This window comes from Tolypothrix sp. PCC 7712 (assembly GCF_025860405.1).
Classification (GTDB): domain Bacteria; phylum Cyanobacteriota; class Cyanobacteriia; order Cyanobacteriales; family Nostocaceae; genus Aulosira; species Aulosira diplosiphon.
Map to the genome: position 1 here is coordinate 8,468,776 of NZ_CP063785.1, position 12,573 is coordinate 8,481,348.

Here is a 12,573-nt window from a genome sequence, read left to right on the forward strand (position 1 = left end):
ACCAAATGACAAATGACAACTCTTTTGGAATTACGGCAGAAAATGTGGATGAGGTGATTCAAAGGCGATCGCATTTACTCAAATCTATCGAACCAGCTTTTAACGAGTTTTGCCAAACCACGCTGCAAGTGGAACCCGAGGTGATGTTACATACCTTGCGGGAGTTATGGTTACCTTTGGCAATTAACATTGCATCGCAGCGTCAAAAGTTGGGACATCCCTTAATTCAAGGAATTTTGGGCGTACAAGGAACTGGTAAAACTACTATGTCCCAAGCGTTAACTTTGATTCTGCAGGAGTTGGGATATCACACTGTCACTTTATCTTTGGATGACTTATACAAAACCTATAGCGATCGCTTACTTCTATCACAACAAGACCCCCGTTTAATTTGGCGCGGCCCTCCGGGAACTCACGATATTGATCTAGGCTTAAATTTACTCGACCAGATTCACCAATCACAAAGTCCAGTTGTGATCCCCCGGTTTGATAAATCTGCTTACAATGGTGCAGGCGATCGCACTACTCCAGAAGTCGCCGCAAATGTGGATATTTTGCTCTTTGAAGGGTGGTTTGTGGGTGTAAGACCAATTGATCCCCAAGCCTTTGATCATGCGCCAGCGCCGATTTTTACAGATGCAGATCGCACGTTTGCCAGGGATATGAATAGTCAGTTGGAGAATTATCTTCCGCTTTGGCAGAGGTTGGATAGTTTAATCGTTTTATACCCTACTGATTATCGCTCATCCTTACTATGGCGCAAACAAGCAGAACAAAAGATGATTGCATCTGGTAAATCGGGAATGAGCGAACAACAGATAGAAGAATTTGTACATTATTTTTGGCGATCGCTGCACCCGGAATTATTCATCAAGCCTTTGGTTAACTCTCCGCAATGGGTTGATTTGGTAATTGAAATCAATAGCGATCGCAGTTTTGGTAATATCTATAGTTTGTAGTGGCGTGGCAAGCCTTAAATGTTGCATTAAAAATCAATTTTATCCGCGTTTATCTGCGTTCATCTGCGGTTAATTTTTTCTAATCTAATGCACTATTTTAGCCTTGCCACGCCAGTAGGGTGCGTTATGGCTTTAGCCTAACGCACCGTCAACAATTCAAGGTACTGGAACCTTACCATCACATAATTATTGTCTTGATTGCAGCTTCTCAATTAATTCATAAAATGGTTGCCAATTATCTTCTTGCGCGATTGGTTCCCAAATAGATTCAATTACTGGTCTTAACAAAGCCGTTTTCGGATTAGCAACTGCAAGAGTTGCCGCAATTATATCTATTTGTTCAGGAGCAAAATTATTTAAAATTTTATGGTACAAAATACACCAGTTATCAAAAATTGGTGATGCTCCGTTAGCTGGTAAAATATCGGAATCATGTAAAACAAAGGCGGGATCGTTACGCCAGTTGATCGAAAAAGTCCGGGCAATTTCAGCGAAAAAGTGATGATAACCGACTTGGCTAGCTTGCAAAAATTCAATTGTCATTTCCAACAAATCATCAACTTCTGGAACTTGCAACTCATCAAAACCTAACTTTTTCAACATTAACGAGCGATATTCCGCATAATAATATTCTTCAAATTTTGCTAAACCAGAATCCAAATCAGCTTTACCAATTATTGCTTTTAAGGGTTCTTGGAGCATTTCTAGATTCAATCTACAAATACTCGGCTGATGTCCATAACAATAGCGTCGATAATAATCAAAATAAGCAGCAGTAAAATAGGGATCGTAAGTTGGAATAAAGGCATAGGGGCCATAGTCGAAGCTTTCCCCGGTAATTGACATATTGTCAGTATTTAAAACTGCATGGCAAAAACCAGCCGCCATCCACTGTGCTACAAGTTTCGCAACTCTTTTAACTAATTCTGCATAAAATAAAGTATATTTATCTGGTTCTGCAGCTAAGTGGTGATAATATTGCTCAATTACATGGTCTAATAATTTTTGGGTTAAATCTGGACGACGTAGGTAATGCGATCGCTCAAAAGTGCCAAACCGAATATGAGAACGGCTCATTCTCACCATGACAGATGAACGAGTCGGGGAAGGTTCATCACCCCGCCACAAAGGTAAACCAGTTTCAATCATGGTTAAACAGCGGGAGGTGCGTACACCCAAAGAATGCAAAGCCTCCGCAGCCAAAACTTCCCGCACTCCACCTTTGAGTGTTAGCATCCCATCGCCACCACGAGAGTAGGGAGTTCTCCCAGAACCTTTAGTGCCAAAATCGTACAATTCGCCATCTATACCCCGCACTTGTCCGTAGAGAAAGCCTCTACCATCACCCAAGCCAGAATTATATTCACCAAATTGATAGCCGTGATAACGCAACGCCAACAATGGTTGACGTTCTTGAAATTTACCAAAGGCGTTGATAAAGTCTTCATCGGTGACAGCTTGGGGATTTAACCCCAAATTAGGCAAAACTGCGTCATTACGCCAGCGCAGGATATGTTGCGGAAATTCTGCTGCTGCTACTTCGTCGTAGTAGTCGTTCCCTAGAGATTCTAAGGCGGGTTCGTATTTGAGGTGAAGAAAAGGATTGCGAGAATTGGTTTGGTTGGGAGTTTCAGCCAGAGTCATTAGCAGTAAAGCTTTGTTAATTCTTCTCTTAATACTAACTCTGGGCACTAGCATCAGCGTCAGTTCTGCAAGCAGTCCCAATTAAACAGGTTTCACCGCCAAGTTATGAGTATGCTATTTTACTTGCGGAAAACACCAAAATGAGTAAGTGATTTACCCAAATGAGAACTCATTACAGCTTTTTGAGTAAGCATTATGCCATTTTACCTAGGGAAAACACAAAAATGAGTGCGTGATTTACCACAATGAGAACTCATTACAGCTTCTTGAGTAAGCATTACGCCATTTTACTTGCGGAAAACACCAAAATGAGAAAGCAGTAAGGCATTTTGAGTAAGCATTGAGAGAAAATGAGTAGGCAAAAAGGCATTCTCAGTAAGCAAAGAGGCATTTTGCCAAATAATTTTAAAGCTTATATTAAAGATAGAGCCGTAAAAGAAATATAAGTAGAGTGAGCATGGAGCGCTAAAACCTATAGGACTCATATTTGATTTTTGAAATACACGTAGGGGAGCCAGTGCGTTGCGGAGGTTCCCTCCGTTATAGCAACTGGCGTTGTGTTGTCGCGCAGCGCAACGCACCAAAGCCCAGAATACGGTGCGTTACACTTCGTGATAACGCACCCTACACATACTTAGATTTTTTCAATAATCAAATCGGATTTCTATAGATATGGTAAGTATTACCGACTCTACAATGAAGATTAAAGATTATGTAATTTTTGCAATAATTAAAACGGATTCTGGGATTTTATGATTAAGGAACTTCTAGAAATTCAATGATTCCTCAGCCTCAAGATGCTAATTGAATATTCCAGAATCATGATTGTTCCCTAGTATTTACTTTAACCAAACAATACTGAAGAAAAAAGTGGGGAATTAGATACAGGTTATCCACTTCCCCCTTCACCTGGTGTTGCTGAAGCAACTTGGTATGAACACTAATAACTATTACAGTCTGTTGTGGAGCTACTGTGTCTCTGGTATGGATTTACTATGAAATTTTCTAGAACTCATAATTCTACCCATTTCCTACGATTTTGGCATTTCCCAGTGAGGATTGGTCAGACTAGTCATAATATGATCTTGCCATTGCCCATTAATTAATAAATAGTCCCTAGCATACCCTTCAACAACAAAACCCAGCTTTTTGAGGACATTGCCACTGCGCTGGTTGTGTGGCATATAATTTGCCATAATGCGGTGCATATTTAATTCTTGAAAGACATAGTTAGTAGCTGCTTTCAAAGCTTCTGTCATATAGCCTTTACCCTGTTCATCTTCTGAGAGGCTATAACCGACGTAGCAAAAATAAGCTGCACCTCTGACAAAATTCGTAAAATTAATCGTGCCAATAATATCTGTAAGGCTGCTTTTGGGATAAATAAATAGTTTTAGGGAGTGTCCATTAATAAATTCTAGTAAATTACCTTCAACTTGATATTGCCAATATTTGACTGTGAAAAAATCGTTAGCCCATTTGGGGTAATATGGGGTAAGATAATCTTTGTTCGTAGTAAAATATTTGAGAATTTGCGGTATATCCTCTTGAATACCGATTCTTAATAACAGGCGATCGCTCGTTATCAATGGTAGTTCTGATTTCATACAACTAGATAACTAACGTGAGTCTTATCAGGAAATTTTGCAGATGCAGAAGTTTGAATATCCCTTGTGGCTAGGGAAAAGTACAAGGGAAAAAGGGGAAAGGTTTAAATTTACCATTTTTCTTTCTCTATTAACTAAAACATCTTGATGATGTCAGCAGCTTGATGCCTAATTCATGAAATTGCACAGATAAATGTAATCTAGGTTACAGAAATCTGTGGAAGATTGTACACAATTCAATTTACCAGCAGTCAGCCTTGCTGTCTTACCCTTTTGTGCTGAAAAGCGCAAATTGATGGATTAATTAAGTTACCAAAGGTGCTGTACTCTCGCCGCTAACCCACCCTACTGGCGTGGCAAGGCTAAAATGTTGCAATAATTTTTCTTGTGGGGTGGACATCTTGTCCGCCCCGGACGGGCAAGATGCCCATCCCACAAGAGTTTTTTTCATGCAATATTTTTGGCGTGTCAGTCCACTACGCACCAATAGCACTTACATTAAGTAAACATTGCTGCCCAGATCCCCGACTTTTTCAAAAAGTCGGGGATCTAAATCTCCCTAAAGTAAGTGACATTCCACCCTACGCACTTTATCCTTTTTTGACTGTGAATCTATTGGACAAGCAGAATAATTGATAAGCTGATTTTTAATATCTACAACAGCATGGTGAAAAAGCGATCGCAACTTCAGCACAATACGCAACGTAAATTTGTGCGATCGCTTCGCCTAAATGCTGTATCTTAGGATATTCAACAAAAAGACAGCTCTTGGTAAATCCAGTCTATTAACTAAGGATAAGTGATGTCGGTGGGAAGAATACGCTACGATTGGCAGGAAGCAGAAATTGAGGCGATATATAATACGCCATTGCTAGAGCTTATTTATCAAGCTGCTAGTGTACATCGCCAATATCATAATCCCAAACAAATTCAAGTCTGTAAGCTAATCTCTATTAAAACTGGGGGTTGTCCCGAAGATTGTAACTATTGCGCCCAATCTTCCCGCTACAAAACAGAGGTAAAAGCACAAGCACTTTTAGAAAAAGAAACTGTAGTTAGCATTGCCCAAAAAGCTAAGGAAACAGGTGTTAGCCGGGTTTGCATGGGTGCAGCTTGGCGTGAGGTAAAGGATAATTCCCAATTTGAAACAGTGTTAGAAATGGTGCAAGAAGTCACCTCGATGGGTTTAGAAGTCTGTTGTACCTTAGGGATGCTAACGGCGGATCAAGCCAAGCGCTTAGAAGCAGCAGGACTCTATGCTTATAACCATAATTTAGATACTTCGCGGGAACATTACAGCACCATCATCACCACCAGGACTTACGACGATCGCCTGAATACGATTGAAAATGTCCGCCAAACCAATGTTACCGTATGTTCTGGTGGCATACTCGGCTTAGGTGAAACTGCCAGCGATCGCATCGCCATGTTACATACCTTGGCAAACCTCAGCCCTCATCCCGAATCTGTACCAATTAACATTCTCTCCCAAGTCCCAGGCACACCCTTAGAAAATCAGGCTGATGTTCCTATCTGGGATGTAGTCAGGATGATTGCAACAGCACGTATGATTATGCCAGCTTCAGATGTGCGTCTTAGCGCTGGTAGGGCGAGACTTTCCGAAGTAGAACAAGCCTTCTGCTTTATGGCTGGAGCTAATTCTATCTTCTCCAGCGATGACAACAAAATGCTCACAGTCACCACACCATGTCCAGATTACGATAGCGATCGCGAAATGCTCAACCTGCTGGGCTTAGAAATGCGTCCGCCAGCCCGAATAAAAGTTCAGGTTTGATTTTTTCCTGACAGCACAATCTGAATAAACATTAATGCCTAATAAGCTGAGTTACAGATTGTTGTAATTTCTTTACAGAAACCTCATAGAACACTATTATCATATTCTGTACGATCTAAAAAGAAGCTTCTAGTGTTACCTGCACTAGAAGCTGATGAAACGTACTAAAGCATAGTAAAGCCTTGTTGTTAAACAACAAGGCTTTACTTCCCGTTAGGAATCAAATAGCCCAAATAAGCAGCTACGCTAACTTTTGCTACTTCAATAAACACAGGCCTAGTACTTTCATCAATAAACGCGAACCCCAATAATCCAAGCATTGATACAACTACAACAAATGCCAGGATCAGATTAGATACATTACTGTCGGAATTCAGTTTTTGACTCATAGCACTCATATTCCTTAAGTAGAAAACGTCAAGATTTGCACTGAAGTGCATTATTAAAATCCCTGACACCATAAGTTTTTCGTCAATATTAACGAAATCACAGAGGTTCCAAGGTTTAATTACACAGCCAGCGTTAATCTAGTACATACAATTTTGATCTGTAACTCAGGGGTTTTCCCTATACTTACTATAAACTTTATGTTTATTTCATAAACGCTAATTTGTAAACTCAAGTAAAGTCTTCGTATCGTAAGGGTTTCAGGAATTTGAACTAATCAAGCCTTTATCTTGCGAAAGCTATACCCAGTAATGAATTAGGTGTCCTTAAGATTTTATTTACGAATCAGCTCTAATTGCTTTGCTCTTACTTCACACAAGTATTAAACTTCATGTAAATATACGGAATAAAATATTTGTATATAGATAAATTTAGTATTCGGTAAACATTAGGGTGATACTCGTAATTATCAGAAAAAGCCTGGTTACCCAGGCTTGAAAGAAAATAGGACTTACCCAAGTGTCATATTTTTCCCGCCAAAGCTGTCAAGGGTCAAATGTACAAAAAACTTTGACCATTGACTCTTGACTCATGACCCGAATATATGTACTAGTTGCCTCATTCCTAGAAAATTCTCCCTTATAGTATCTTGGCTGAACGCAGACCGAACAACAGCCCAACAGCGATACCAGTGAACACAGCCAAGAAACCGATATAAGATACAACTCCAAGCATTATTCTTTCTCCACAAGACTTTAATAAATCTATCTTAATGGAGTGGGAGTACTCCCGTTACAGTCGTTCGCCCATTCGGTATTTTTGTAGCCTGTGTTACGGCTAGGAAAGGATTTGGGACTTAGAGATCATGAGATTTAGCCGGAACGCACCGCCGTATGGATGGTGCAAGGCGGGCGCTGCCAGTATTTACGAGTTAGAAGAGAAGTAGTGATATCATATCGGCTTAAAGCACTAGAACATAGTGGATACAAAAAAGGATTGTGATAGTTTTAGAAATTACGTCAAAAATTTTTCTGGCTTTCCAGCCTATTACTTAATTATTGGCAAATATAGCAGATTGTAAGTTGGTGATGTACAGATAATTGTCAGGGCACGGCACTGCCCACCTGTGTCAACTTAAGCTAAAAGCTATATAGGGCGAGTGTTGTACAAAAACCCTCGCCCTCATCCCCTAACCCCTTCTCCCGCAGGAGAAGGGGAATTAAATCTCTTGCTCCCCTCTCCTGGTGGGAGAGGGGTTGGGGGTGAGGGCGAAACCTTGCACAAGAGCGGGTTTCACGTTAAGTTGACACCACTGGGCACTGCCATGCCCCTACCCGCATACCTTATTTATCTGAAATATGATGTAAATATTTGCTATCAGAAAAGCTCGGTAATTTACCATTTTTGTTTTTGTTTTCAAACTAAATATTTACTATATTTTGAAATTTAAACTCAAAAAATTAGCATGATGTAACCATTGATGAATACTAAAACCAATTATTGAGATAAAAGCCCATGATCAACAAAATTCGTCGCAGTCGTCATGCTAATAAAGAGTCGTTTATGCGAGATTTTTTTCACCAGCCTGGAAATGTACCTGGAACCCTCGTGATCGATGAGAATGCTTATTATCCAGAAATTATTTTAATTGATTACAACGCAAATAATTATACAAAACAAGAAATAGCATCTCCAGAAGAATGTCTACAATTTTTGGATGCAAATTCTGTATCTTGGGTTGATGTTAGAGGTTTAGGAAATATAGATATTTTACAAAGAGTTGGTCAAGTTTTTGATTTACATCCTCTAGTTTTAGAAGATGTCGTAAATATGGCAGAGCGTCCTAAAACTGAAGACTATGACGACCAATTATTAATAATTGCGCGGATGGTAGTACCGAAAAAAAATGCATTTGGATTTTTCAGTGAACAAGTGAGTTTAGTATTAGGAAAAACCTATTTACTAACAGTACAAGAAGAACCAGAACATGATTGCTTTGATGCTGTGCGATCGCGCATTGAAAAATCGAAAGGAATTATCCGCAAATCAGGAGCAGATTATTTAACTTATGCCCTATTAGATGCCATTATTGATGGCTTTTTCCCCGTATTAGAGCGCTATGGCGAACAAATAGAAGATTTAGAAGAAGAAGTAATTACTAGACCTACTCAGAAAACACTCCAGAAGATTTATAAAATCAAGCGAGAATTACTGCAACTACGTCGCGCCATCTGGCCCCAGCGTGATGTGATTAATTCTCTGATGCGTGATAGCGGAGAAAATATCAGTGATGAAGTGCGAATCTATCTGAGAGATTGTTATGACCACGCAGTGCAAGTAATTGACATGGTAGAAACCTACCGGGAACTGACTTCAGGATTAATGGATGTTTATCTGTCGGCAGTGAGTAACAAAATGAATGAAATCATGAAAATCTTGACAGTGGTTTCCTCTATTTTTATTCCCTTAACTTTTGTAGCAGGAATTTACGGGATGAACTTCAATACCGAAAAATCACCATATAATATGCCTGAACTGAATTGGTATTGGGGGTATCCACTGTGCTTGGCTGTGATGGCTGCGATCGCAGGCGGATTACTTTTCTTTTTCTGGCGGCGAGGCTGGCTAGAAAGGTCTTTAACGATTAAGCAAGACTAAATATGGTACATCAGTATGGATCGGATATACAAAATTATTACAGGGAGTCTGTATTCTAAATTATGAGAAGCGGTGACCAAAATTTAGTTGTCTTGACGCTTTATATCATCGGTGTCTCTTACATCTTTAACCTGATGATTGAATCAATTGACGACAAAATTAAATTTGAGTATCAGAAAAAAGATGTTGACGATCAACTCGCACAAAAAGAAATAGGCGATAAAGTGGGAATTTCTTTTAAACTCAATCCCTCCTATTCGTTTGACGAATTGAAAGAGTTATCGGTTAGCATTGAAAATAAATCTAGCGATTATGCTATCTATGTTGACTGGGATAATAGCTCTTTGGTTGTTGAATATAGTAAGCAATCGCGCCGAGTAATTCGCAAATCACCAGACTTAACCCGTGACTTGGCTGTACCACAAAGTCCTAGTCTAGTGGCACCCAAGAAAACACTTTCAGCAACAGTCACAGCAGAAGATGTATTTGCTCGTGATGCAACTACAGGTACTTACTCAACCAAACAACCCCTAATTAATATTAGTAGCTTGGAAAAAAGCCCTGTAAAAGCATTAAGAAAGTTGTACAACAATTTTGTTAACAGAACTATAAAATTAGATTTCTCACTACAACTAGTGCTGCGCGTATCTGAAGAACTGCGCGTTGGTCTGGCTCCAGGTCAAAACGTCCCACCCATGTACATTATTAATTGCCCTTTCACAATTAGAAAACTACCCTGGACATACGCCCTACCTTGGAATAAAAGGAAGTAACTTAAATTCAGACACACAGCTCCATCCAAGATTACACTGGATCTAAGGAGAGAGTAGGCGTAGGCGGTTGCAGATCAGTCACAAAAACTGATTTGAGGAAAGTCCGGGCTCCCGAAAGACCAAACTTGCTGGATAACGTCCAGTGCGAGCGATCGTGAGGATAGTGCCACAGAAAGATACCGCCAATTAGTCATTAGTCATTTGTCATTAGTCATTTGGAAAAACACAAAGGACAAAGGACAAAGAACAAATGACCAAATTGGTAAGGGTGCAAAGGTGCGGTAAGAGCGCACCAGCAACGTCGAGAGGCGTTGGCTCGGTAAACCCCGGTTGGGAGCAAGGCGAAAGGAACTATGGTTGGTCTTTTACCAGTTCCGCTAAAACAGAGCCGCTAGAGGCGTTTGGTAACAAACGTCCCAGATAGATAACCGCCCTCATGTAGAGAAGTTACTTGTAACATTTCTACATTCGAGAACAGAACCCGGCTTACTACCAACTCTTTCCCTTTTTAGTCATTTGGTGTTTGTCATTTGTAATTTGTCATTTGGTAATGGGTAATGGGTAATGGGTAATGGGTAATGGGTAATGGGTAATGGGTAATGGGTAATGGGCATTTCTCCCCTTGTCTCCCTTATCCCCCTCATCTCCCTTATCCCCCTCATCTCCCTTATCCCCCTCATCTCCCTCATCTCCCTCATCTCCCTTATCCCCTCTGCTCCCCCCCTCCCTGATTTAATGTCCCTCGCTTATCCACGCCGTCAGCGTCAGCTGGAAAATTTAGTTCAAAAATTAGGTCTGCCAAAAGAAGCACCTATACAATGGCATCTGTTGGACTTAGCGCTAACTCATCCTACTGTCTCAGAGTCAGCAAATTATGAACAGTTGGAATTTGTGGGTGATGCTGTGGTGCGGCTAGTCGCAGCTATTGTGTTGTGGGAACATTATCCAGATTGTCCGGTGGGGGATTTTGCCGCAATTCGTTCGGTGCTGGTGAGCGATCGCATTTTGGCTCAGTTAGCCAGAGAATATGGTTTGGAACTTTATTTATTGGTTGCTGGTAGTGCGACTGCTGATAAAGTAGGTCAAGAATCTCGGCTAGCAGATGCTTTTGAAGCTGTTCTCGGGGCATTGTACCTCAGTACCAGCAATCTCAATCTCATCCGTCCTTGGCTAGACCCTCACTTCAAACAACTAGCCGCAGAAATTCGTCTCGATCCAGCTAGGCTAAATTACAAAGCTGCTCTGCAAGAATGGACTCAGGCTCAATTTAAAGTTTTGCCAGAATATCGAGTTGTAGAAGTAACTCAACCCCACCGCAACCAAGAACGTTTCCTTGCTGAAGTGTGGTTGCATGGTAAACAATTGGGTCAAGGTAAGGGACGCTCGATTAAAGCTGCGGAACAAGCAGCAGCTAAGGTAGCATTTTTATCCATTAGTAATCCGGAACAACCCTGAACTCAATAGAGAATATCAGAGTTGATAATGCAGTTATGACTCAAGAGTCTAAACTCCAGTGTCAAAATTTTGACTCTTGGCAAATAACTAATGACTAATCAAATTACAATTGCTGTCCTCGGTGTTGGGCGTTGGGGAGTGCATTTGCTACGGAATTTTTTAGAACATCCCCAAGTACGGATTGGTGCGGTTGTAGACCCCAACCCGGAAAGATTAGCAGCCGTCAAACGGCAATATAAATTAGATGAAAATGTCTTATTAACAACTGAGTGGCAGGATATCAAGCAAGTGCCAGATTTAAAGGCAGTGGCGATCGCAACTCCAGCTACCACTCATTATCACTTGATTAAAGATGCCTTGAATCAGGGATACCATGTTTTAGCAGAAAAGCCCTTAACTCTAGATCCTGTAGAATGTCACGAACTTTGCGAGTTAGCACAGCAACGGCATTTAATATTAATGGTAGATCATACCTATTTATTTCATCCCGCCGTCGAACAAGGACAAGCTGTAGTTCAGGCGGGTAAGTTAGGTGATTTACGCTACGGCTACGCCACCCGCACCCATTTAGGGCCAGTCCGCCAAGATGTAGATGCACTATGGGATTTAGCAATTCACGATATTGCTATTTTTAACAATTGGTTAGGTCAATTACCAGTAAAAGTGCAAGCAACCGGTACAGTTTGGCTACAGGGTGACAAACCCAACCACAGCGATTCTCCCACCCTACGGGAAGCCGCTATCGCGTCTACACCCCCCTCACCTCTCTACCCAGGACTTGCTGATTTAGTCTGGGTGATGCTGACATACGCAGATGGTTTTCAAGCCTATATTCATCTCTGCTGGTTGAATACCGATAAACAAAGAAGGTTAGCGGTTGTGGGTAATCGTGGTAGCTTGATTTTCGATGAAATGTCTAGCCAATCGCCTTTAACGTTATTAAATGGGCAATTAGAATATCAAAACAATCAATTTCTGCCTCTTAATCAAAGCCAAGAGGCTTTGCAAGTAGAAAAAGGCGAACCCTTGCAACGAGTTTGCGATCGCTTTATTACTTGTATCTTCAACAATACTCCCTCTATTGTTTCCTCTGGCTGGGTTGGTGCAGAGTTGGTAGAAATTCTGGCCGCACTGACAGCCTCTCTTGAGCAAGGTGGACAACCTATGGTGTTGGGTAATGGGTAATGGATAATGGGTAATGGGTAATGGGTAATTGGGAAAAACTTTGAATTATTATCTAACTTTTGATTACAGACGCGATTAATTGTCTCTCTACGACTTTTGACTCTTACTTC

Annotated in this window: 11 protein-coding genes and 1 other RNA gene; 7 read left to right on the top strand and 5 right to left on the bottom strand. The window is 40.8% G+C overall.

The window, feature by feature from the left end:
• The first annotated feature begins 5 nt into the window (after window positions 1-5).
• A complete protein-coding gene (locus tag HGR01_RS34495; RefSeq protein ID WP_045873440.1) occupies window positions 6-959 on the top strand; it encodes a glycerate kinase in 954 nt (317 codons plus the stop codon).
• A 186-nt stretch (window positions 960-1,145) separates the two neighbouring features.
• Here HGR01_RS34495 and HGR01_RS34500 read toward each other — a convergent pair whose 3' ends face one another.
• Both HGR01_RS34500 and HGR01_RS34505 read right to left on the bottom strand, forming a co-directional pair.
• A complete protein-coding gene (locus tag HGR01_RS34500) occupies window positions 1,146-2,603 on the bottom strand; it encodes a protein adenylyltransferase SelO (protein ID WP_045873441.1) in 1,458 nt (485 codons plus the stop codon).
• A gap of 1,031 nt (window positions 2,604-3,634) precedes the next feature.
• Entirely contained in the window at window positions 3,635-4,210 is a 576-nt protein-coding gene (locus HGR01_RS34505; RefSeq protein WP_045873291.1) for a GNAT family N-acetyltransferase, read from the bottom strand.
• A gap of 802 nt (window positions 4,211-5,012) precedes the next feature.
• Here HGR01_RS34505 and bioB point away from each other — a divergent pair.
• Window positions 5,013-6,005, top strand: a complete 993-nt coding sequence (gene bioB / locus HGR01_RS34510; RefSeq protein WP_045873292.1) for a biotin synthase BioB — start codon at window positions 5,013-5,015, stop codon at window positions 6,003-6,005.
• A gap of 203 nt (window positions 6,006-6,208) precedes the next feature.
• On the opposite strand, the gene HGR01_RS34515 is transcribed toward bioB, so the two are convergent.
• Both HGR01_RS34515 and petL read right to left on the bottom strand, forming a co-directional pair.
• Complete coding sequence (locus HGR01_RS34515; RefSeq protein WP_155539541.1) at window positions 6,209-6,394, bottom strand: hypothetical protein; 186 nt, start codon at window positions 6,392-6,394, stop codon at window positions 6,209-6,211.
• 637 nt (window positions 6,395-7,031) lie between these two features.
• A complete protein-coding gene (gene petL, locus HGR01_RS34520; RefSeq protein WP_071989467.1) occupies window positions 7,032-7,127 on the bottom strand; it encodes a cytochrome b6-f complex subunit PetL in 96 nt (31 codons plus the stop codon).
• A gap of 780 nt (window positions 7,128-7,907) precedes the next feature.
• Here petL and corA point away from each other — a divergent pair.
• The 3 genes from corA to rnpB all read left to right on the top strand — a co-directional run bounded on the left by corA (window position 7,908) and on the right by rnpB (window position 10,328).
• Window positions 7,908-9,050, top strand: coding sequence for a magnesium/cobalt transporter CorA (corA, locus tag HGR01_RS34525; protein WP_045873294.1), 1,143 nt, complete (start codon window positions 7,908-7,910; stop codon window positions 9,048-9,050).
• Between the two features lie 62 nt (window positions 9,051-9,112).
• On the top strand, window positions 9,113-9,823 hold the full coding sequence (locus HGR01_RS34530) for a hypothetical protein (protein ID WP_045873295.1): 711 nt from the start codon (window positions 9,113-9,115) through the stop codon (window positions 9,821-9,823).
• Window positions 9,824-9,872: 49 nt separating this feature from the next.
• An RNA gene (gene rnpB / locus HGR01_RS34535) (RNase P RNA component class A) lies at window positions 9,873-10,328 on the top strand.
• A 7-nt stretch (window positions 10,329-10,335) separates the two neighbouring features.
• Here the strand turns inward: rnpB and HGR01_RS34540 are convergent.
• Entirely contained in the window at window positions 10,336-10,467 is a 132-nt protein-coding gene (locus tag HGR01_RS34540; protein ID WP_255325320.1) for a hypothetical protein, read from the bottom strand.
• A 91-nt stretch (window positions 10,468-10,558) separates the two neighbouring features.
• Between HGR01_RS34540 and rnc the strand changes: the two genes are divergently transcribed.
• Together rnc and HGR01_RS34550 are read left to right on the top strand one after the other, a co-directional pair.
• On the top strand, window positions 10,559-11,278 hold the full coding sequence (rnc, locus tag HGR01_RS34545) for a ribonuclease III (protein WP_045873296.1): 720 nt from the start codon (window positions 10,559-10,561) through the stop codon (window positions 11,276-11,278).
• Between the two features lie 90 nt (window positions 11,279-11,368).
• Entirely contained in the window at window positions 11,369-12,463 is a 1,095-nt protein-coding gene (locus tag HGR01_RS34550) for a Gfo/Idh/MocA family protein (protein WP_194007891.1), read from the top strand.
• The last annotated feature ends 110 nt before the right edge of the window (window positions 12,464-12,573 follow it).